Origin of the sequence: Pedococcus sp. 2YAF34 (genome assembly GCF_052114585.1) — a bacterium.
Lineage (GTDB): Bacteria > Actinomycetota > Actinomycetes > Actinomycetales > Dermatophilaceae > Pedococcus.
In genome coordinates this window covers 1-21,708 of record NZ_JBFRFA010000045.1, presented here as the reverse complement: position 1 = coordinate 21,708, position 21,708 = coordinate 1, and the positions used below count along the sequence as shown (strand labels likewise).

17 protein-coding genes are annotated in these 21,708 nt (G+C 73.5%); 14 read left to right on the top strand and 3 right to left on the bottom strand.

Annotation, left to right across the window (positions count from 1 at the left end):
* Nucleotides 1–55 precede the first annotated feature (55 nt).
* From recN to aspS, 10 genes are all read left to right on the top strand, one after another.
* Nucleotides 56–1,774 (top strand): DNA repair protein RecN, encoded by a 1,719-nt coding sequence (recN, locus tag AB4Z02_RS17235; RefSeq protein WP_441972470.1) that lies wholly within the window; start codon nucleotides 56–58, stop codon nucleotides 1,772–1,774.
* 63 nt (nucleotides 1,775–1,837) lie between these two features.
* Nucleotides 1,838–3,022 (top strand): putative cytokinetic ring protein SteA, encoded by a 1,185-nt coding sequence (steA, locus tag AB4Z02_RS17230; protein WP_056882289.1) that lies wholly within the window; start codon nucleotides 1,838–1,840, stop codon nucleotides 3,020–3,022.
* Nucleotides 3,019–3,957, top strand: coding sequence for a copper transporter (locus AB4Z02_RS17225; protein WP_056882288.1), 939 nt, complete (start codon nucleotides 3,019–3,021; stop codon nucleotides 3,955–3,957). The genes steA and AB4Z02_RS17225 overlap by 4 nt, the downstream gene beginning before the upstream one ends.
* Before the next feature lie 8 nt (nucleotides 3,958–3,965).
* On the top strand, nucleotides 3,966–4,787 hold the full coding sequence (locus AB4Z02_RS17220) for a hypothetical protein (RefSeq protein WP_441972468.1): 822 nt from the start codon (nucleotides 3,966–3,968) through the stop codon (nucleotides 4,785–4,787).
* Nucleotides 4,784–6,463, top strand: coding sequence for a murein biosynthesis integral membrane protein MurJ (gene murJ, locus AB4Z02_RS17215; RefSeq protein ID WP_441972466.1), 1,680 nt, complete (start codon nucleotides 4,784–4,786; stop codon nucleotides 6,461–6,463). Before AB4Z02_RS17220 ends, murJ begins: the two co-directional genes overlap by 4 nt.
* Complete coding sequence (locus tag AB4Z02_RS17210; RefSeq protein ID WP_441972465.1) at nucleotides 6,460–7,569, top strand: glycosyltransferase family 4 protein; 1,110 nt, start codon at nucleotides 6,460–6,462, stop codon at nucleotides 7,567–7,569. The genes murJ and AB4Z02_RS17210 overlap by 4 nt, the downstream gene beginning before the upstream one ends.
* An 11-nt stretch (nucleotides 7,570–7,580) precedes the next feature.
* Entirely contained in the window at nucleotides 7,581–9,287 is a 1,707-nt protein-coding gene (locus AB4Z02_RS17205) for a CTP synthase (protein WP_441972463.1), read from the top strand.
* 2 nt (nucleotides 9,288–9,289) lie between these two features.
* Nucleotides 9,290–9,940: an NUDIX domain-containing protein gene (locus tag AB4Z02_RS17200; RefSeq protein ID WP_441972462.1), complete on the top strand. Its 651-nt coding sequence runs from the start codon at nucleotides 9,290–9,292 to the stop codon at nucleotides 9,938–9,940.
* Nucleotide 9,941: 1 nt separating this feature from the next.
* Complete coding sequence (locus tag AB4Z02_RS17195) at nucleotides 9,942–10,346, top strand: YchJ family protein (protein ID WP_441972460.1); 405 nt, start codon at nucleotides 9,942–9,944, stop codon at nucleotides 10,344–10,346.
* 121 nt (nucleotides 10,347–10,467) lie between these two features.
* Nucleotides 10,468–12,297 (top strand): aspartate--tRNA ligase, encoded by a 1,830-nt coding sequence (aspS, locus tag AB4Z02_RS17190; RefSeq protein WP_441972459.1) that lies wholly within the window; start codon nucleotides 10,468–10,470, stop codon nucleotides 12,295–12,297.
* Between the two features lie 85 nt (nucleotides 12,298–12,382).
* Here aspS and AB4Z02_RS17185 read toward each other — a convergent pair whose 3' ends face one another.
* Both AB4Z02_RS17185 and AB4Z02_RS17180 read right to left on the bottom strand, forming a co-directional pair.
* Nucleotides 12,383–13,174, bottom strand: a complete 792-nt coding sequence (locus AB4Z02_RS17185; RefSeq protein WP_441972457.1) for a GNAT family N-acetyltransferase — start codon at nucleotides 13,172–13,174, stop codon at nucleotides 12,383–12,385.
* Nucleotides 13,171–15,375, bottom strand: coding sequence for an MMPL family transporter (locus AB4Z02_RS17180; protein WP_441972455.1), 2,205 nt, complete (start codon nucleotides 15,373–15,375; stop codon nucleotides 13,171–13,173). The genes AB4Z02_RS17185 and AB4Z02_RS17180 overlap by 4 nt, the downstream gene beginning before the upstream one ends.
* An 82-nt stretch (nucleotides 15,376–15,457) precedes the next feature.
* On the opposite strand from AB4Z02_RS17180, the gene AB4Z02_RS17175 reads away from it, so the two are divergent.
* On the top strand, nucleotides 15,458–16,792 hold the full coding sequence (locus AB4Z02_RS17175; RefSeq protein WP_056882298.1) for a replication-associated recombination protein A: 1,335 nt from the start codon (nucleotides 15,458–15,460) through the stop codon (nucleotides 16,790–16,792).
* A gap of 146 nt (nucleotides 16,793–16,938) precedes the next feature.
* Here the strand turns inward: AB4Z02_RS17175 and AB4Z02_RS17170 are convergent, their stop codons facing one another.
* Nucleotides 16,939–17,754, bottom strand: coding sequence for a DUF559 domain-containing protein (locus AB4Z02_RS17170; protein ID WP_441972454.1), 816 nt, complete (start codon nucleotides 17,752–17,754; stop codon nucleotides 16,939–16,941).
* Nucleotides 17,755–18,139: 385 nt separating this feature from the next.
* On the opposite strand from AB4Z02_RS17170, the gene AB4Z02_RS17165 reads away from it, so the two are divergent.
* The 3 genes from AB4Z02_RS17165 to alaS all read left to right on the top strand — a co-directional run bounded on the left by AB4Z02_RS17165 (nucleotide 18,140) and on the right by alaS (nucleotide 21,665).
* On the top strand, nucleotides 18,140–18,523 hold the full coding sequence (locus AB4Z02_RS17165) for a DUF948 domain-containing protein (RefSeq protein ID WP_056882297.1): 384 nt from the start codon (nucleotides 18,140–18,142) through the stop codon (nucleotides 18,521–18,523).
* Between the two features lie 5 nt (nucleotides 18,524–18,528).
* Nucleotides 18,529–18,852 (top strand): DUF6167 family protein, encoded by a 324-nt coding sequence (locus AB4Z02_RS17160; RefSeq protein ID WP_056882278.1) that lies wholly within the window; start codon nucleotides 18,529–18,531, stop codon nucleotides 18,850–18,852.
* A gap of 110 nt (nucleotides 18,853–18,962) precedes the next feature.
* Complete coding sequence (gene alaS, locus AB4Z02_RS17155; protein ID WP_056882277.1) at nucleotides 18,963–21,665, top strand: alanine--tRNA ligase; 2,703 nt, start codon at nucleotides 18,963–18,965, stop codon at nucleotides 21,663–21,665.
* The last annotated feature ends 43 nt before the right edge of the window (nucleotides 21,666–21,708 follow it).

Here is a 21,708-nt window from a genome sequence, read left to right as displayed (position 1 = left end):
GTGTGGCGGCCCTGCGTGACCGGCGGCGTCGGTGCCCCGTGAGAGGCTGTGCCCCGTGCTGCAGGAACTGAGGATCCAGCGTCTGGGCGTCATCGACGACGCCGTGCTCGACCTACACCCGGGCCTCAACGTCCTCACCGGTGAGACCGGTGCTGGCAAGACCATGGTCGTCACCGGCCTCGGGCTGCTGCTCGGGGCCCGCGCCGACGCCGGCCTGGTCCGGTCCGGTGCCTCCACCGCCGTGGTGGAGGGCCTCGTCGACGTGCCCGAGTCCCACCCCGCCTCCGTGCGGGCCGCCGAGGCGGGCGCAGAGGTGGCGGACGGACTGGTCCTCGTCCGGTCGGTCTCGGCCGAGGGACGCTCTCGCGCCCACGTCGGTGGTCGGTCAGCACCGGTCGGTGTGCTGGCCGAGGTCGGTGAGCACCTCGTGGCCGTGCACGGCCAGGCCGACCAGTGGCGGCTGCGCCACGGAGACCAGCACCGCGCGATGCTCGACCAGTTCGGAGGCGACGCGGTCGCCAAGGCCCTCGCCCGCTACACCGCCGTCTACGACGAGCACGAGGCCGCGCGCACCGAGCTCGCCTCGCTCCGGGAGGCCGCTCGCGACCGCGCCAGGGAGGTCGAGATCCTCCAGCACGGCCTCGAGCAGCTCGAGCAGCTCGACCCGCAGCCGGGGGAGGACGCCGACCTGCGCGTGGAGGACGAGCGGCTCAGCCACGCCGAGGGACTGCGGACGGCCGCGGCCCTCGCCCACGACCACCTCGCGGGGACCCCGGACTACTCGGGGCAGGAGGCCCCCGGCGCGGCCGAGACGGTCGCGGCGGCACGCCAGGCCCTGGCGGGGGAGGCCGACCACGACCCCGCGCTCAAGGAGCTCGACCGGCGCCTCGCCGACCTCGGCTACCTCGTGGCCGACCTCGCGGCCGACCTCAGCTCCTACCTCACCGATGTCGACGTGGACCCCGCGCGGCTGGCCTGGGTGCAGCAGCGCCGCGCCGACCTCACGGCGCTCACCCGCAAGTACGGCGAGACCGTCGCCGACGCCCTCGACTGGGGGCGGGAGGCGGCTCGGCGGCTCGACCTCCTGCTCGGGTCGGACAGCCGCATCGAGGAGCTCGAGCCCCGGGTCGCCGAGCTCGACGCCCAGCGCACCACCGCGGCGCAGGCCCTGACCGCCGCCCGCCGCAAGGCCGCCTCCCGCCTGGCCAAGGCCGTCACCGCCGAGCTCGCGCACCTGGCGATGGGCCAGGCGCGCGTCGAGGTCGACGTCCGGCCGCGGGGGGCGGGCCTCGGCCGCAGCGGAGCCGACGACGTGGAGATCCTCCTGGCCGCGAACCCCGGCACCCCGGCCCGGACGGTCGCCAAGGCTGCCTCCGGTGGTGAGCTCTCCCGCGTCATGCTCGCGCTGGAGGTCGTGACCGGTGCCGCGGGCGGCGCCGACGTCCCCACCTTCGTCTTCGACGAGGTCGACGCCGGGGTCGGTGGCAGCGCTGCCCTCGACGTCGGCGCACGGCTCGCGGCGCTGGCCGAGCACGCCCAGGTCGTCGTCGTGACCCACCTGCCCCAGGTCGCCGCCTACGCCGACCGGCACCTGGTCGTCCGCAAGGCCAGCGACGGCCACATCACCTCCAGCGGCGTGCACGCCCTCGACGACGACGAGCGGCTGCGCGAGCTGGCCCGCATGATGTCCGGGGCCGAGACCGACGCGGCCCTCGACCACGCCCGGGAGCTCGTCGCCGCGAGCTCTGCCCGGAGGGCGGCAGCGGTCTCCTGAGCGTCGCGGCACGCCCGCGTGGGGCGCGCTGAGCTGGCCCGCCCGCATGGGAGGATGGGCGCGATGCCCCTCAAGATCCCCCGCCAGCGCGCCCGCGAACCCGAGACCCCGGGGGTCCGCGGGCAGGTCCGCGTCGACGCCCGCACCAAGAACCTCACCAAGAGGCTGCGTCCCGGCGAGATCGCCGTCATCAACCACCAGGACATCGACAAGGTCAGCGCCGAGGCGCTGCTGGCGTGCCGGCCCGCCGCGGTCGTCAACGCCGCGCCGTCGATCTCCGGGCGCTACCCCAACCTCGGCCCCGAGATCCTCATCGACGCCGGGGTGCCGCTGCTCGACAACGTCGGCGTCGACGTCATGCACACCGTGCACGAGGGCCAGCAGGTCCGCCTCGACGGCGACCAGCTCTGGGTCGGCGACGAGGTCGTGGCCAAGGGCCAGGCGTTCGACCACGAGATCGTCGCGGCAGCCATGACCGAGGCGAGGGCCGGCCTGGCCGTGCAGCTCGAGGCCTTCGCAGCCAACACCATGGAGTACCTGCGGCGCGAGCGTGAGCTGCTCCTCGACGGGGTCGGCGTCCCGGACATCACGACGCAGATCGACGGCCGCCACGCGCTCATCGTCGTGCGCGGCTACCACTACAAGGAGGACCTGCAGACCCTCCGGAGCTACATCCGCGAGTACCGCCCGGTCCTCATCGGCGTCGACGGCGGGGCGGACGCCCTCGTCGAGGTCGGGCTCAAGCCGGACCTCGTCGTCGGCGACATGGACTCGGTGTCCGACGCGACACTGCGCTGCGGCGCCGAGATCGTCGTCCACGCCTACCGCGACGGCAACGCGCCCGGCCTCGAGCGCGTGCGCCGCCTCGGGGTGGAGCCCGTCGTCTTCCCCGCCACCGGCACGAGCGAGGACGTCGCCATGCTCCTCGCGGACGACAAGGGCGCCGAGCTCATCGTCGCCGTCGGCACGCACGCGACCCTGGTCGAGTTCCTCGACAAGGGCCGCAGCGGCATGGCCAGCACCTTCCTGACCCGCCTTCGTGTCGGTGGCAAGCTCGTCGACGCCAAGGGCGTGAGCCGCCTCTACCGCTCGCGCATCTCCAACCTCACCCTCATCGTCATGCTCCTCGTCGGGCTCAGCGCGCTGTTCGCGGCGCTGTGGTCGACGACGGGTGGGCGTGCCCTCCTGCAGGTCCTCGGCGCTCGCTGGGACGACCTGTGGTCCTTCGTCGTAGGAACCATCACGTGATCGACTTCCGCTACCACCTCGTCTCCATCGTCTCGATCTTCCTCGCCCTCGCGGTGGGGATCGTGCTCGGTGCCGGTCCGCTCAAGGAGGACCTGGGCAACACCCTGACGTCGGAGGTGAAGAACCTGCGCCAGGACAAGGCGACGCTGCGGACCCAGCTCGACCAGGCCGAGCGCGGGGACAAGGCCCGTGACGAGTTCACGACCGCGAGCAACCGCAGCCTGCTGGCGTCGCGCCTCGACGACACGACCGTCAGCGTCATCGTGCTGCCCGGCGCGGACGACGGGCTCGTGAAGTCCACCACCGACACGCTCACCGCCGCCGGGGCCACCATCGGCTCGACCATCTCCGTCCAGGACGCGTGGGTGGACCCCGACAAGGCGACCCTGCGCTCGACCCTGGCCCAGAACCTCGCCGGCCAGGTCGGGGTGCCGGTCGACCAGTCGGCCGACCTCGTCGACACGGTGCTCGCCCGCTCGGTCCTCACCAAGGCGGGGTCCGGCGCCGCCGGCGCGAACGCCGCGCTGGAGGGGCTGCGCACCGGTGAGCTCGTGAAGTACAGCCCCGACACCGTCACCCGCGCCACCCTCGCGGTCGTCGTGGCCGGGCCGGTCACCGGCTCGGACACCGCCGCCCGCAGCGACCGGGCCGCAGCGCTGGCCCGCCTCGCCGGCGCGATGGACTCGGCCGGCGCCGGAGCCGTCCTCGTCACGAGCAGCACCGCTCCCGGGACCACGGGCACCGCCTCGGTGGTCACCGCCGCCCGCGACGACAAGGACCTCTCGGGTGCCCTGACCACGGTCGACGACGGCGAGCTGCCGATGGGCCAGGCGAGTGTCGTGTTCGGCCTCCTCGAGCAGGAGGCCGGCAAGTCGGGGCAGTACGGCCTCGCCGGCGACGCGTCCGCCGGGTTCCCGCAGCTCGCGACCAAGTAGGCAGCGTCGTGCACCCCGTGGCGACCGGTGCCCTGGCCGGGGTCGTGGCCTCGCTCTCGCTCAAGGCGTTGCGGGCGAACCCGCCCGGAGGCGCGCACCGCTGGGAGCGCACCAACCACGCCGGGCGACCGGTCACGCTCCTCGAGGGCCCCGCGTACGCCGTGGGCGCGGCGGCTGCTGCCGGCTTCGCCGGTGCCGGTCCGGGGCCCGTCCTCGCGGCCACCGCCTCGGCCGGTCTCGGCGCCCTCGACGACCTCGTCGGCGACTCCTCGAGCAAGGGGCTCAAGGGGCACCTCGGCGCGCTCGCCCGCGGACAGGTCACCACCGGCGCGGTCAAGGTGCTCGGGCTCGGTGCTGCCGGCCTGGCCACGGCCACCCTGGTCGACCGTGGCCTGCGCCGGAGCGGCGGACCTGCCCGGCCCACCGCGGTCGACACCCTCGTCGGTGGCGCCGTGGTGGCGGGCTCGGCCAACCTGCTCAACCTCCTGGACCTGCGACCCGGGCGGGCGCTCAAGGCGACCCTGCTCGGTGCCGCCGCCCTTGCCGCCACAGGCCGGGAGCCGCGTGCGGCCGCGGCGGCCGCCGGCGGCGCAGCCATGGGCCTGCTGGCGCCCGACCTGCGGGGCGAGGCGATGCTCGGCGACACGGGGGCCAACAGCGCAGGCGCCCTGCTCGGGACCGTGTTGGTGCAGGCCACCGGCCGACGCGGTCGGCTCGTCGCGCTGGCCGTCCTCACCGGGCTGACCCTGGCCTCGGAGAAGGTCTCCTTCACACGGGTCATCGAGTCCACCCCGGTGCTGCGCGAGATCGACGCCCTGGGCCGCCGATGACCCCGCCGACGACTCCGCGGACGACCCCGCCGTCGGCCGGGACGGCCGGGACGTCGGTGGCCCGGGCGGCGGGGATCATCGCCGTGGCCACGCTGCTCGCCCGTGTCGCCGGCTTCGTCCGCACCATGGTCTTCTCCAACAGCGTCGGGGCAGCCGGGGTCGGCGACGTCTACCAGACCATCAACCTCGTGCCCAACGTCGTCTACGAGGTGGCAGCCGGGGGCGTCCTCGCCGCCGTCGCCGTACCCCTCATCGCCGGCCAGCTCGGGATGGGACGGCAGGAGGAGGCCGACCGCACCGCGTCGGCCCTGCTCACCTGGGCCGTGCTCGTGCTGGCGCCGCTGGCCGTCCTGCTGGCGGTGCTCGCACCCTGGCTCAGCGCGGCCCTGCTCGGGGCCGGGGCGTCCCGGGATGCGGTCGACCTCGGGTCGCACATGCTGCGCCTGTTCGCCCCGCAGGTCCTGCTCTACGGCGTGGGCATCGTGCTGTCCGGCGTCCTGCAGGCCCGTCGGCACTTCCTTGCGGCGGCCCTGGCGCCGCTGCTGTCGAGCCTGGTCGTCATCGCCGCCTACGTCGCGTACGGCGCGCTCGCCGGGACCACCGACGGCCCCAGCGGTGTCTCCGACGCAGCGGTCTGGACGCTCGCAGGCGGCACCACCCTCGGCGTGGTGGTGCTCAGCCTCCCGCTGCTCGTGCCCGTCGTGCGCTCGGGTGTACGGCTCCGGCCGACCCTGGGCTTCCCCGCGGGCCTCGCCCGGCGGGCCGCCTCCCTGGCCGGTGCCGGGCTGGTGGCGCTGGTCGCGCAGCAGGCCGCCGTGCTCACGGTGCTGTGGATCACCCACCACCGCACGGACGTCGTGGGCACGGTCAACGCCTACGCCTATGTCCAGGCCGTCTACCTGCTGCCCTACGCCGTCCTCGCGGTGCCCATCGCGACCTCGGTCTTCCCCGCGCTGGCCCACACCGCCGGCCAGGAGTCGCAGGGCATGGTGGGCACCGCAGCCCGCGACTCGCTGGCCCGCGGGCTGCAGGGCATCCTGCTGCTCACCGCGGGCGCTGCCGCCGTCCTCATGGCGGTCTCGCGCCCCGTGGGTGCCTTCTTCTCCCACTTCGACCGTGGTTCGGACCTCGGGGGAGGAGCCGCGCTGGCCGCCATCCCCGGCGCCCTGTCGGCGTACGCCCCCGGCGTCGTCGGCTTCGGCGTCGCGGCCCTGCTCACCCGCGCCCTCTACGTGCGCGGGCGCCCCGCCCACGCGGCACTGGCGGTCGCGGCTGGCTGGGCCGTGACCGCCCTCCTGCCCCTCGCAGTCCTCCCAGAGGGGTCGAGCGCCGGCGCGACCCTCGGTGTACTGGGCGTCGCCTCCTCGGTCGGCATGATCCTCTCCGCGCTCGTGCTCGTCCTGCTCGTGCGCAAGGCCTGGGGGCCGCTGGCGCTCGCCGGCAGCTACCGCACCCTCGGCTCGGCCATCGTGGCCGTCGCGCTGGCGCTGGCCGTCGGCGACGGCATCGCCCGCGCCCTGTCGACCACCTCGGTGTGGGGCGCCCTCGGCGCAGGCGTCGCCGTGGCGCTCGCCACCGCGGCGGTCTACCTGGCCGTCATGGCTGTGGGTGACCGGGCGACGTTCCGCGAGATGCGCGAACGGGGACGCAGCCGCCGTCGGGGGAGCGCCGCGTGAGGGTCGCCATGGTCGTCGGACGCAGCACCGGCGGCATCGGGTTGCACGTGGTCGACCTCACCGCCCGGCTGCGCGAGCTCGGCGACGACGTCGTGGTCGTGACCGACGACCTGACCGCAGACCGGTTCGCGCTCGACGACTCCCGGCGCTGGTGGCCGGCCCGGGGGAGCGGCGTACGCGGCATCGTGGCCGACCTGCGCCGGATGCACGCCCTGGCCCGGGGTTCGGACGTCGTCCACGCCCACGGCCACCAGGCGGGCCTGTTCGCCGTCCTCGCCGGCCTGGGGACCGGCACGCCCGTGGTGGTGAGCCAGCACAACGCCGTACCCGGTGGTGCAGGACCACGGGCGGCGCTCAGCCGCATCGTGCAGTCCGTCGTCGCGCGCCGCGCTGCCCTGGTCACCGGGGCCTCGAGCGACCTCGTCGACGTCGCGAGGCACCACGGCGCCACGGACGCCCGGCTCGCGCCGGTGCCGTCGCCCAGGGTCCCGGCCCTGCTGGGCACGCGGCCGGTCGCCGTGGCCGAGCGCCGTACCCGGGCAGCCACGCTGCTCGAGGCTGCGGGCCTGCCTGCCTCGGGGGCCCTCGTGCTCACCATCTCCCGGATCGCACCGCAGAAGAGCCTCGACGTGCTCGTCGAGGCGGCGGCGCAAGTCGACGAGCCGGTGCAGTGGGTGGTCGTGGGTGACGGGGACGAACGCCTGCTGACCGACCTGCGGGAGCGGGCCCGGCACCTGGCAGCGCCCGTCCACTTCGTCGGTGCGGTCTCCGACCCCACCGCGTGGCTCGAGGCTGCCGAGGTCTTCGTGCTGCCCAGCCGGTGGGAGGCCCGGGCCCTGGTCGTGCAGGAGGCGATGGCCGCGGGGCTGCCGGTCGTCGCCAGCGACACCGGAGGCCTGCACGACCTCGTCGAAGGGGCCGGCCTGCTCGTCGACGTCGGCGACACGCCCGGGGTTGCCGGTGCTGTCGACCAGGTCCTGGCCGACCCCGAGCTGCGGGGAAGGCTCTCCCAGCAGGGGCGCGACCGCGCCGCGTCGTGGGACGACGGCCTCGCGACGGCACGCCGCTGGCGGGAGTGGTACTCAGCCCTCCCCGGGATGACGTAGGCTTGAATCCCGTGGTGGAGCAGACGAAACACATCTTCGTGACCGGGGGCGTTGCCTCTTCGCTCGGCAAGGGGCTGACCGCCTCGAGCCTCGGACATCTGCTCAGGGCCCGCGGTCTGCGGGTCACCATGCAGAAGCTGGACCCTTATCTCAACGTCGACCCCGGGACGATGAACCCGTTCCAGCACGGCGAGGTCTTCGTGACCGACGACGGGGCCGAGACCGACCTCGACATCGGTCACTACGAGCGGTTCCTCGACGTCCCGCTGGTCGGCAAGGCCAACGTCACGACCGGCCAGGTCTACAGCGACGTGATCGCCAAGGAGCGCCGCGGCGAGTACCTCGGCGACACGGTCCAGGTGATCCCGCACATCACCAACGAGATCAAGGCGCGCATGCGTGCCCAGGCCGCCGGCAGCGAGGGCGTCACCGCGTCCGACGCGCCGGACGTCATCATCACCGAGATCGGCGGCACCGTCGGCGACATCGAGTCGCTGCCCTTCCTCGAGGCCGCCCGCCAGGTGCGCCACGACGTGGGCCGCGACAACGTCTTCTTCCTGCACGTCTCCCTCGTGCCCTACCTCGCCCCGAGCGGCGAGCTCAAGACCAAGCCGACGCAGCACTCGGTGGCCGCCCTGCGCCAGGTCGGCATCCAGCCCGACGGGCTGGTGCTGCGCGCCGACCGTGAGATCCCCGGCGGCATCAAGCGCAAGATCTCGCTGATGTGCGACGTCGACACCGAGGCCGTGGCCGCGTGCGTCGACGCCCCGAGCATCTACGACATCCCGAAGGTCCTGCACAAGGAGGGCCTCGACGCCTACGTCATCCGCCGCCTCGGCCTGCCGTTCCGCGACGTCGACTGGCACGACTGGGACGAGCTGCTGCGCCGCGTGCACAGCCCCGAGCACACCGTCGAGATCGCCCTCGTGGGCAAGTACATCGACCTTCCCGACGCCTACCTCTCGGTCACCGAGGCCATGCGCGCCGGTGGCTTCCACCACGACGCGAAGGTCAAGATCCGCTGGGTCGCCAGCGACGAGTGCCAGACCCCGGCCGGGGCGCAGCGCGCGCTCGGCGGCGTCGACGCGGTGCTCGTGCCCGGGGGCTTCGGCATCCGCGGGATCGAGGGCAAGCTCGGCGCGCTGCGCTGGGCCCGCGAGAAGCAGGTGCCCACCCTCGGCATCTGCCTGGGCCTGCAGTGCATGGTCATCGAGTACGCCCGCAACGTCGCCGGCATCGAGGGCGCGAGCTCCACGGAGTTCGACCCGCAGACGCCCGCCCCGGTCATCGCGACCATGGAGGAGCAGAAGGCGTTCGTCGAGGGGGCCGGGGACCTCGGCGGCACCATGCGCCTGGGTGCCCAGGAGGCCAAGCTCCTCGACGGGTCGCTCGTCGCCGAGGCCTACGGTGCGACGACCGCCACCGAGCGGCACCGGCACCGCTACGAGGTCAACAACGAGTACCTCGACCAGCTCACCGCGGCCGGGCTGGTCGTGAGCGGCACGCACCCCGAGTGGGGCCTCGTGGAGTTCGTCGAGCTCGACCGCGCGGAGCACCCCTACTACGTCGCGACTCAGGCCCACCCGGAGTTCAAGTCCCGGCCGCACCGCGCGCACCCGCTCTTCGCCGGTCTGGTCGGCGCGGCTCTGGACGCCCAGCGCGCCTCCCGGCTCGTGGAGGTCGAGCGGCCCAAGGTCGCCGCCGACGCGAACGCCTGACCGTGGAGGAGCAGCTCGCGGACCGGTTCGAGGCCCGGCCGGTCCTGGCGCAGGAGACCGTCTTCGAGGGCATGGTCTGGGACGTCGTCAGCGAGACGGTCGACCTCGGCGAGGCCGGTGAGGTCACCCGCCAGTTCGTGCGGCACCCCGGCGCCGTCGCGGTGCTGGCGCTCGACGACCAGGGTCGGGTCGCGCTGGTGCAGCAGTACCGCCACCCGGTCCGGATGTTCGAGTGGGAGATCCCGGCCGGCCTGCTCGACGTCGACGACGAGCCGCCGCACGTCGGCGCGGCCCGCGAGCTGCACGAGGAGGCCGACCTCGTCGCCGGCACGTGGCACGTCCTGGTCGACTACGTCAGCTCGCCCGGCGGCATCGACGAGGCCCTGCGGATCTACCTGGCCCGCGACCTGTCGCCGGTGCCGCACCACGACCGGCACACCCGCGACGGCGAGGAGCTCGGCATGCCGCTGCGCTGGGTGCCGCTGGAGCAGGTGCGCGACGCGTTCCTCGCCGGCAAGGTGCACAACGCCGCCCTCGGCCTCGCCGCCCTCAGCGCCCTCGCCTCCCGCGACCAGGGCTGGGCCACACTCCGTCCCGTCGACGCTCCCTGGCCCATCCACCGCGACCACCGCACCCCTGCCCAGGGCTCCTGACGTGGCCGGCGACCGCGGTGCCTTCGGCGCCACGACCGCCGGACCGTGCCCGTGCGGCAGCGACGCCGAGTACGGCGTGTGCTGCGGCCCGCTGCACATGGGGGAGTCCTCGGCGACGACGGCCGAGCAGCTCATGCGCAGCCGCTACGCCGCCTACGTCCTGGGCGACGCTGCGTACCTCGTGCGCACCTGGCACCCCCGCAACCGCCCCGACTCTCTCGAGGTCGCGCCGGACCCGGGGTGGCAGCGGCTCGACGTGCTGGACGTGACCGGGGGTGGAGAGGACGACGAGGCCGGTGAGGTCGAGTTCGTGGCCACCCACCTCGACGGGCCGCTGCACGAGCGCAGCCGCTTCGTACGCCGTGCGGGCCGCTGGGTCTACCTCGACGGCGTCGTCCACGGCTGACCGAAGCAACCGCTGCAGGCGAAACCGATTCGTGGGGCCCACGGACCGGTCCGTAGGATGGGCGGGCTCGACCGGCACCCCCGGACCGGGCACCGTCGTCCCCGAGACCGAAGGAAGTCCTGTGCTCCGCACCCACGAGGCCGGCACCCTGCGTGCCGACCACTCCGGCCAGACCGTCACGCTCACCGGGTGGGTCGCCCGGCGGCGCGACCACGGAGGGGTCGCGTTCCTCGATCTGCGGGACGCCAGCGGCGTCGCCCAGGTCGTCGTCCGCGACGAGGTGCTCGCGCAGGGCGGCGCTCACGACCTGCGCAACGAGTACGTCGTCAAGGTCGTCGGTGAGGTGAAGACGCGTCCCGAGGGCAACGCCAACGCCGACCTGCCCACCGGCGAGATCGAGGTCATCGCGACCGAGCTGGAGGTGCTCAACGCCTCCGCGCCCCTGCCGTTCCAGATCGACGAGCGGGTCACCGTCGGCGAGGAGGCACGCCTCAAGCACCGCTACCTCGACCTGCGCCGCCCCGGCCGGTCGTCTGCGGGCACCGCGATCCGGCTGCGCTCCAAGGTCAACGCCGCAGCCCGTTCGGTGCTCGGCGCCCGTGACTTCGTCGAGATCGAGACCCCCACGCTGACCCGCTCCACCCCGGAGGGTGCCCGCGACTTCCTCGTGCCCGCGCGTCTGGCGCCCGGGTCCTGGTACGCCCTGCCGCAGAGCCCGCAGCTGTTCAAGCAGCTGCTCATGGTGGCGGGCATGGAGCGCTACTACCAGATCGCACGCTGCTACCGCGACGAGGACTTCCGTGCCGACCGCCAGCCCGAGTTCACCCAGCTCGACATCGAGATGTCGTTCGTCGAGCAGGAGGACGTGCTCGAGCTGGGCGAGGCGGTCGTCAAGGAGGTCTGGAAGCTCATCGGCGTCGACCTGCAGACGCCGTTCCTGCAGATGACCTACGCCGAGGCGATGCGCCGGTTCGGCTCCGACAAGCCCGACCTGCGGTTCGGCAACGAGCTCGTCGAGTGCACCGACTACTTCAAGGACACCACCTTCCGCGTGTTCCAGGCCGAGTACGTCGGCGCCGTCGTCATGCCCGGCGGGGCCTCCCAGCCGCGCAAGCAGCTCGACGCCTGGCAGGACTGGGCCAAGAGCCGCGGCGCCAAGGGCCTCGCCTACGTGCTGGTTCAGGAGGACGGCACCCTGGGTGGTCCGGTGGCCAAGAACCTCACGGACGCAGAGCGCGACGGGCTCGTCGAGCACGTGGGGGCGAAGCCGGGCGACTGCATCTTCTTCGGCGCCGGTGCGACCAAGTCGTCGCGCGCGCTGCTCGGCGCGGCCCGCCTCGAGATCGGCCGCCGCTGCGAGCTCATCGACGAGGACGCCTGGTCGTTCCTGTGGGTGCTCGACGCCCCGCTGTTCGAGCCCAGCGCCGACGCGACCGCCTCCGGCGACGTGGCCCTCGGCTACAGCGCGTGGACCGCGGTGCACCACGCGTTCACCTCACCCAAGGCCGAGTTCCTCGACACCTTCGACACCGACCCCGGCTCGGCGCTGGCCTACGCCTACGACATGGTCTGCAACGGCAACGAGATCGGTGGCGGCTCCATCCGTATCCACCGCCGCGACGTCCAGGAGCGGGTCTTCGAGGTCATGGGCCTGTCGCAGGAGGAGGCGCAGGAGAAGTTCGGCTTCCTGCTCGACGCCTTCGCCTTCGGCGCCCCGCCGCACGGCGGCATCGCGTTCGGCTGGGACCGCATCGTGTCGCTGCTCGCCGGCACCGAGTCGATCCGCGACGTCATCGCGTTCCCGAAGTCCGGTGGCGGCTTCGACCCGCTGACCGCGGCCCCGGCGCCCATCACGCCGGAGCAGCGCAAGGAGGCCGGCGTCGACGCCAAGCCCGCCGCCGACGCCCCTGCGGCCCAGGGTGCGGAGAAGGTCAGCCCCGTCACCAGCTGACACCCGGTCCCTGCCCGGACCACCGAGACAGGTACGACGCCCGCTCACCGAGCGGGCGCCGTACCTGTCTCTCGTGCGGCTGAGCTCAGGCCCGGGCCAGGCGGCGGCTCGACCAGGCGTGCGTGTCGCCGTACCCGAGGCCGGTGTAGAGGCGGCGCGCCACGTCGTTGTGGGAGTACATGCCCAGGGTGCAGACGCCCGTCTCCTGGACGGCGTCACGCGTCAGCCGCGCGGTGACGGCCAGCCCGAGCCCGGTGCCGCGTGCGTCCGGGTGCACGGTGATGCCGGAGAGGACGGGGTGACCGGCGAGGTTGGGCTCGCGCACGCCACACGCCAGGAGGGCTCCCGCTCCGCCGCGGACGCCGACCCAGCGCTGGTCGGGGTACTCGAAGGGTCGTGCGTCCGTGCCGGGGTTGGCGAGGTCGAGCAGCACCTGGATGGCGGGCTGGTCGTCGCGGTGGAGGGTGACCAGCCGGTCCTCGGCCGCCACCACCGGTGGTGCCTCCAGTGCCCGCAGCCACTCCCAGTCGTTGCCGTCGTCCAGCGGCAGGTGACGTGCGACAGCGTCGAGCGAGCCGCGCTGCACGGTGACGGAGCCGAGGTCGTGAGGCAGCACGTCGGCGGCGACCATCGCCGCCACGAGCCGGTCGACGTCCTCGGGCTGGCCCATCACCAACAGGCCGTGGCGACGCGTGTGGGTCTGGCGGGGGAGCGCGAACGCCGAGCCCACCCTGTAGGCAGGGTTGCTCAGGGGCGTGGGGGTGTCCCAGCGCAGGAACCCGCTGCCGCCACTGAGTGCGAGCAGCTCTTGGTGGCTCGAGACCTCCCGCAGGGCGGTGCCGACCACGTCGCCGTCCGTCCCGTCCGAGGCGCTCACTCGGTGATCCCGAAGCGGGCGTGCCAGCGGCGGAGCGCGGGGGGCGCCCACCAGTTCCAGGACCCCAGCAGCTTCATCGTCGCGGGGACGAGCAGCATGCGGACGAGCGTGGCGTCGAGCAGGACGGCGACGGCGAGGCCGACACCCGTCTCCTTGATGACCAGCAGCCGGCCGGACACGAACCCGGAGAACACGATGACCACGAGCAGGGCAGCCGAGGTGATGATGCGTCCCGAGCGCTGCAGCCCGGCGATGACCGCGCGGTCGTTGTCGACGCCGCGCTCGTGGAGCTCGACGATGCGCGAGAGCAGGAAGACCTCGTAGTCCATCGAGAGCCCGAAGCCGAAGGCCAGCACGAGCAGCGGGATGGTCGACTCGATCGCCCCCACCGAGTCGAACCCGAGCACCCCCTCGAGGTGGCCCTGCTGGAACACCCAGACGACGACACCCAGGCTGGCCCCGAGCGACACGACGTTCATGAGCAGCGCCTTGACGGGGATGACCACCGACCCGGTCATGAGGAACAGCAGCACCAGCGTCGCGAGGGCGACGAGTGCGAAGGCGTACGGGGCGCGCCCGCGCAGCGAGTCGGTGAAGTCGCGCAGGCCTGACGCCTGGCCGATGACCTTGGTGGGGAAGTCGGGGCGGTCGGCCTTGAGCGCGGTGACCGCGTGCCTCGCCGTGTCGCCGAGCGGCCCGCCGGGGACCACGACCGAGACCAGGCTGAGCGTGTCGGTGACGCGCTCGGCGCGCCCCTCGAGGTGCTGGCCGTCGACGACCGGGAGGGCGGCGGCGTACTCCTGCGCACGGGCCAGCGGGGCCTGTGCCACGACCTGCAGGTCCGGACCGGACAGCTGGGGGTAGCGCTGCTCGAGCTGGGTGAAGAACTGGCGCTGGGGCGCGCTGACCGGAAGCAGCTCCTTGCCGGAGGAGGTCAGCTTGAGCTGGAACGCCGGTGCCGCGAGCGTCCCGAGCACGACCAGGACGGCGAGGATGACCAGCACGGGTCGGCGGAAGACCCCGGTGGCGAGCCGCGAGAAGACGCCCTCCTCGGGTGCCTGCTCGGTGCCGCGGGCGAGCAGGCGCCGGGCACCGAGGACGCACAGGGCCGGCACGAGCGTGAGCGCCACCAGCATGGCGACCAGCACGACGGACAGGCCGGCCGAGCCGATGGCCTTGAGGATCGAGGCCTCGAAGACGAGCAGCCCACCGAGGGAGATGGCGACGGTGAGCCCGGAGAAGACCACGGTGCGGCCGGCGGAGTCGACGGTCCGCGCGATCGCCGCCTGCACCTCCTCCCGGGTGATCTCGGCTGCCGGCCGGCCCTGGACGCGGCTGCGCAGCTCCTCCCGGAACCGGCTCACCGTGAGCAGCCCGTAGTCGATGCACAGGCCCAGCCCGAGGACGGTCACGACGTTGACCACGGTGGCGTCGAGGTCGATGAGGTGCGAGAAGGCGAGCAGCGAGGCGAGCGCGCCGCCGATCGACGCGATGGCTCCCACGATCGGCATGCCCGCCGCGATGAACCCGCCGAAGACCAGCACCATCACCAGGAAGCTGATGGGCAGGGCGATGCCCTCTCCTGCGCGGAGGTCCTTCTCGACCTGCGAGGTGATGGCGTCGATGAGGTCGGCGAGGCCGCCGGTCGTGCCCTTCGCGCCCGGGACTGCGGCGACCAGCTGGCGCAACCTCGTGTCGACCTGCTCCTGCGTCCGGTCCCGCGCGTCCCCCTTGAGCGACGGGTCGAAGGTGACCACTGCGGCGAACCCGTCACCCGACGTGGGCAGCAGCGCCTTGGCCTCGGGGCTCGCGATCCCGGCCGGCACGAGCTGTGGGGCCGCGACCGAGACGACCCCCGGTATGCGGCCCAGGTCGGCCGCGGCGGCCTTGACCGCGGCCACGGTCGTGGGCGCGGCCGCGTCGGCACCGGTCACCTGCAGCAGGTGGGTCGAGGTGGCCGACCTGCCGGCGGCGACGAGCTGGTCGCGGCCCTGGAGGTTCTCGCCGGCGACGGCCGGGTCGCCGGACTGCAGCCGGTCGAACAGCGACTGGTTGCCGAAGGCCCCGGTCGCGCCGCCGAACGCCGCCACGACCGCGAGCAGCCACACGATCACGACGGTCCTGGGGTGCCGGCCGACCAGGCCGCCGAGGTGGGAGAGTGCGGAGGCCGTCCGGTCGGGGTGGTCGGGCGCGTCGGTCACGGGAGATACCCTGCCATCCGTGGTGAACGGTGACGGCGACGACCTCTTCGCAGAGGCCTCGCGGGGGCGGGCCGGAGACCGCATGCCCACCGGCGCCGCGCTCCCGCCGCTCGCCGTGCGCATGCGCCCCCGGTCGCTGGAGGAGGTCCGGGGCCAGGGCTCGGTACTGCGTGCCGGCAGCCCGCTGCGACGGCTCATCGAGGGATCGGCCGGCGCCGCCGGGCCCCTGTCCGCGATCATCTGGGGCCCGCCCGGGACCGGGAAGACGACGCTGGCCCACCTCGTGGCGACCGCCGCGGACCGCCGGTTCGTCGAGCTGTCGGCCGTCACCGCAGGCGTCAAGGACGTGCGGCAGGTCATGGACCAGGCCGCTCGCGACCGCGACCTCTACGACCGGCAGACGGTCCTGTTCCTCGACGAGATCCACCGCTTCACCAAGGCCCAGCAGGACGCGCTGCTCCCCGGCGTCGAGAACCGCCAGGTCATCCTCGTCGCGGCGACCACGGAGAACCCCTCGTTCTCGGTGATCGCCCCGCTGCTGTCGCGCTCGATGCTCATCACCCTCGGCTCGCTGACCGACGAGGAGGTGGCCGAGGTCCTCGACTCGGCCGTGTCGGACGACCGCGGCCTTTCAGGGGAACTCAGCCTGGCCGACGACGCGCGCGACCACCTCGTGCGCATCGCCGGTGGCGACGCCCGGCGCGCACTCACCTCGCTGGAGGCGGCCGCCGGCGTGGCCCTCGACGAGGTGGCCCCCGGCGCCGACGTCGACGGACCTGTCGAGATCACCCTCGCCCACACCGAGCAGGCCGTGGCGCACGCCAGCGTGCGCTACGACAAGACGGGCGACCAGCACTACGACGTCGCGTCGGCGCTCATCAAGTCGATGCGCGGCTCCGACGTCGACGCGGCGCTGCACTACCTCGCGCGCATGCTGGAGGCGGGCGAGGACCCCCGCTTCATCGCCCGGCGCATCGTCATCTCCGCCAGCGAGGACGTCGGCATGGGCGACCCCACCGCCCTGCAGACCGCTGTCGCCGCCATGCACGCCGTGGCGCAGATCGGGATGCCTGAGGCGCGGATCATCCTGGCCCAGGCCGTGGTCCACAACGCGCTCGCGCCCAAGAGCAACGCGGCGTACACCGCCATCAACGAGGCGATCGCCGACGTGCGCGCCGGGCGTGGTGGCGCGGTGCCGCCCCACCTGCGCGGCAGCGGGTATGCGGGCGCGGCGCGGCTCGGGCACGGGGACGGTTACGTCTACGCCCACTCCGAGCCCGACGGGGTGGCCCGGCAGGACTACCTGCCGGAGGACCTGCAGGGGCAGACCGACTACTACCGGCCGACCGACCGCGGGTTCGAGGAGCGCCTCGGCCCGCGATGGTCGTGGCTCAAGGGCCGCATCCGGCGCTCCTGACCCGCCGGGCCGGTGACCGCGGCGGACCTGACCCGGCCGCTGGTGGCCTCGGGGAAGGTGGGACACGTGCCGGCGTGACGCGCGCCGACGTGCAGTAGGCCGGCGGAGGTCTCGCGGAGCCGCCGTCCGCACTACGACGGCTGGGGTCACGCCGGCACTGCACGTCGCTCCTCCTGCGGCTGCGGGGGAGCAGGCAGACCGCTGAGCCCAGCCACGAGGACCTCGATGGTCCAGCGCACCCACTCGGGACGGTGCACCACGTCGTCCCACGTGTAGCGCAGCACCCGCCAGCCGTGCATCACGAGCTCGGTGTAGCGACGGCAGTCCCGCTCGAGGCCGTCCCGGGTCCCGTGGAACTCGAACCCCTCCGCCTCCAGCACCACCCGCGCACGGGGATCGCCGAGGTCCACGGTCGCAAACACCCCGACATCGGCGATGACGAGCTGGGGTTGAAGCCGCAGCCCCGGCAGGTCGAGGGCGATCGCGCGCAGTGCTGACTCGAACGGGTTCGCCGCGCGCCGGTCGGCTGCCACGGCGACGCTGCGGGCGCGCGAGGAGCCGGTACCCCGCAGGGCCCGAGCCGCGGCAAGCAGCTCGTGCCGCGCCACGTCGCCCGAGCGCAGGGCGGAGTCGGCCACGTCGAGGGCCTGGTCGAACGGCAGCTTGACTGCGCAGTCGAGCACCGTCCGGATCGGGTCGGTGAGGCCGGCCGCGCGCTCGTGCGGCGACAGGTCCCGATACGTAATGACCACCCCGCGGCGCTGCTCGCGCGAGACCTTGCGGTTGCGCGGGACGGTCAGCCACGGCCGCACGGGTGGCCGCAGGACCGGCCGGCCGTGGGCCAACGCCGCGCTCAGGTGCGACACGACCCCGCTGCGGGCGTGCGCTGCCCGCCGGTGCGCCGACACGGCAGGCAGCACGTAGCGGCCCCGTCGCAGCCGGACAACCGACCCCTCTGCCACGGCACTCTCGAGGGCCGACTGCGGGACGAGGGCACGCAAGGTCGACCACGAGGCGCAGCCCCCGAGTCTGCCGAGCGCATCGGCGACGGCGAGCGCGCGTGCTGGACCGGGCGGGTGCATCGCACCAGCGTCGCGCCCGACCGACCGCTCCTCCCGGTCGTCCACAGGTTCGTCGGCAGATAGGGACGTGCAGTACTCCGTGGAACCGGGCCCGCGCCCGCTGCACCGTGCGGCTGCCGTCGGGCACGACCGGGTACTGCACGTCGCTGTGCCGTCGCGGGCGTGGCCCGGGGCCTTCGTGCGGCCCCCGGATCAACCCCTCGGGTGGCCTCGGGGAATGCCGCCGTGACGCCCGCGCCCGTCGGGGTAGGGTTTCGGCATGGATGTGAGTCTGGGCGACATCGCCGGCATGATCGCGGCCCTGGCGTTCGCGTTCCTGGTCTTCCGACTGGGCAGCGTGATCGGCAAGGCCGGCAAGATCCTCGACGAGACGCGGGTGGGTCTGCGGACCACCACCGAGAACGTCCAGCCCACCCTGCTCAAGCTCACCGACACGGTCAGCCTGACCAACGAGCAGCTGGCGCGGGTCGACGGCATCACCACCAACGTCTCCGCCATCACCACCAACGCCAGCGCGCTGACGGCCCTGTTCGCCGCCACGCTGGGCAGCCCGGTCGTCAAGGTGGCAGCGTTCACGTACGGGGTGCGCTCGGCCCTCAGCGGTGCCGGCACCAAGTCGACCAGCGGCCGTCGCCGCCGTCGGGGCTGATCGCCGTGGCACGTCTCTTCTGGGTCGCCCTCGGCGCCGCCGCCGGCGTCTACGCCGTGCGCAAGGTCGGCAAGGCCGCCCAGGCCTACACGCCCGCCGGTGTCGCCGACGGTCTCTCCGACTTCGGTGACGGCCTGCGCGAGCTCGCCGCAGCCGTCCGCGAGGGCATGGCCGAGCGCGAGGGCGAGCTGCGCCTGGCGCTCGGCATCGACGCCGGCACGGCCGACGACCCGGAGGCGGGTGCGGCACGGCTCGACGCCGCCGCTGCGCGGGCGCTGCTCGACGACCCCACCGGTCGCCGCGGGAACGGCGCGCACCGAGCTCGGTAGGGGCGCCGCGCTCCCGCGCGCTCGCCCCGACCCACACCACGTTCACTACCCGTACGATTCGTCATGCCCGCCCACCCCCCCGAGGGCATGCGCTAAGGACTGATCAACCCATGGAAACCGCCGAGATCAGGCGCCGCTTCCTCTCGTTCTACGAGAGCAAGGGGCACACGGTCGTCCCGTCCGCACCGCTCGTCTACGACGACCCCAACCTGCTGTTCGTCAACGCAGGCATGGTGCCCTTCAAGCCCTACTTCCTCGGGCAGCAGACGCCCCAGTGGAACCGCGCCACCTCCGTCCAGAAGTGTGTGCGCACCGGCGACATCGAGGAGGTCGGCAAGACCTCCCGCCACGGCACGTTCTTCCAGATGAACGGCAACTTCTCCTTCGGGGACTACTTCAAGGAAGGCGCCATCACGTTCGCCTGGGAGCTCATCACCACGCCCCAGGACCAGGGTGGCTACGGCCTCGACGCCGACAAGATCTGGCCCACCGTCTACGAGGACGACGACGAGAGCTTCGACCTGTGGCACCGGATGATCGGTGTCCCCAAGGAGCGGATCACCCGCCGCGGCAAGCTCGACAACTACTGGCACATGGGCGTGGCCGGCCCCGGCGGCCCGTGCAGCGAGCTCTACCTCGACCGCGGCCCGGAGTACGGTCGCGAGGGTGGCCCTGCCGTCGACGAGGACCGCTACCTCGAGTTCTGGAACCTCGTCTTCATGCAGTACGAGCTGTCGGCGGTCCGCGCCAAGGACGACTTCGACATCGCCTCCGAGCTGCCGAAGAAGAACATCGACACCGGCATGGGCCTCGAGCGCATGGCGACCCTGCTCCAGGGCGTCGACAACCTGTACGAGATCGACGAGGTCTACCCCGTCCTCGACCGCGCCGCCGAGCTCACGGGCAAGCGGTACGGCGTCCACTCGGGTCACGCGGCGAGCGAGTCCCACCCCGACGACGTGCGCCTGCGCGTGGTCGCCGACCACATCCGCTCGAGCCTGATGCTCATCGGCGACGGCGTCACCCCCGGCAACGAGGGCCGCGGCTACGTCCTGCGCCGCATGCTCCGCCGGGCGGTGCGCTCGATGCGCCTGCTCGGGTTCGACGAGCCGAGCCTGCCGCTGCTGCTGCCGGTCTCGGTCGAGCGGATGAAGAACTCCTACCCCGAGCTCGAGACCGGGTTCGACCGGATCTCGCAGATCGCGTACGCGGAGGAGGAGGCGTTCCGCCGCACCCTGGCGGCCGGCACGACGATCCTGGACACCGCGGTGACCCGGACGAAGTCCGAGGGCGGCAGGACCCTCGCGGGCGACCAGGCGTTCCAGCTCCACGACACCTACGGCTTCCCGATCGACCTGACGCTGGAGATGGCGGCCGAGCAGGGCCTCGAGGTGGACCGCGACGGCTTCCGCCGGCTCATGACCGAGCAGCGTGAGCGCGCCAAGGCCGACGCGAAGGCCAAGAAGGGCGGTCACGCCAACACCGAGGTCTGGCGCGACCTGCGGGCGCTGGGCGCGACCGACTGGCGCGCCTACTCCGAGCTGACCTCCGAGGCGAAGGTCCTCGGCCTCGTCGTCGACGGCCGGCGCGTCGAGGAGCTCGAGCCCGGCCAGCGCGGTCAGGTCGTCCTCGACCGCACCCCGTTCTACGCCGAGTCCGGTGGCCAGGTCGCCGACGAGGGCGTCATCGTCGCCGACGGCGCCCACCTGCGGGTCGTCGACGTGCAGCGGCCGGTCAAGGGACTCGTCGCCCACACGGTCGAGGTGCTCACCGGGCCGCTGCGCGCCGGTCAGGAGGTGTCGGCCGAGGTCGACGCCGAGTGGCGCGTCTGCGCGTGCCAGGCGCACTCGGGCACCCACGTCGTCCACGCGGCCCTGCGCCAGGTGCTCGGCCCGTCTGCCCTGCAGTCCGGCTCCTACAACAAGCCCGGCTACCTGCGGCTCGACTTCGCGTGGGGCCAGGCCCTGTCGCCGGAGACCCGCAGCGAGATCGAGGAGGTGGCCAACCTCGCGGTGCGCCAGGACCTCCCGGTGTCGGCGCAGTACATGACGCTGCCGCAGGCCCGTGAGTTCGGGGCGCTGGCCCTGTTCGGCGAGACCTACGACGAGCAGGTCCGCGTCATCGAGATCGGCGGCCCCTGGTCGCGCGAGCTGTGCGGTGGCACCCACGTCGGCCACTCCTCGCAGATCGGCGCACTGTCGGTCACCGGCGAGTCGTCCGTGGGCTCCGGCGTGCGCCGCCTCGAGGCCTTCGTCGGGATGGACGCGCTGCGCCACCTCGCCAAGGAGCGTGCCCTCGTGGCCGAGCTCAGCGAGATCGTCAAGGTGCAGCCCGGCGAGCTCAAGGACCGCGTGGCGGCCCTCGTGGCCCGCGTCCGCGACGCGGAGCGCGAGCTGGAGAAGGTCCGTCGCGAGCAGGTGCAGGCGCAGACGGGCAAGCTCGTCGAGTACGCCCGCGACCTCGACGGCATCCGCCTCCTGACCCACGACGCGGGGGAGGGCGCCAGCGCCGACGACCTGCGCACCATGGCCCTGGACCTGCGTGGGCGCCTCGGCGACGCGACGCCGGTCGTCGTGGCCCTAACCGGTGTGGCCAAGGGACGCCCCGGAGTGGTCGTCGCGACGAACGCCCGCGCCCGTGACCGCGGCGTCAAGGCGGGTGCGCTGGTGCGCGTCGCAGCCCAGACGCTCGGCGGTGGTGGCGGCGGCAAGGACGACCTGGCGCAGGGAGGCGGCACCGACGCCACCCGGACGGGCGACGCCCTCGGGCGCATCGACGCCGCGGTGCGTGAGGCCGCCGGCGTCACCGGGTGACCCCGCGGTGACGCAGGCAGCCACCAGGGCCGGGGTGCGGGTC

What these genes read in the sequence shown, in the direction of transcription:
- steA (WP_056882289.1), top strand. Translation starts at nt 1,838, where the DNA reads ATGCCCCTCAAGATCCCCCGCCAGCGCGCCCGCGAACCCGAGACCCCG.
- murJ (WP_441972466.1), top strand. Translation starts at nt 4,784, where the DNA reads ATGACCCCGCCGACGACTCCGCGGACGACCCCGCCGTCGGCCGGGACG.
- AB4Z02_RS17175 (WP_056882298.1), top strand. Translation starts at nt 15,458, where the DNA reads ATGCCCACCGGCGCCGCGCTCCCGCCGCTCGCCGTGCGCATGCGCCCC.
- alaS (WP_056882277.1), top strand. Translation starts at nt 18,963, where the DNA reads ATGGAAACCGCCGAGATCAGGCGCCGCTTCCTCTCGTTCTACGAGAGC.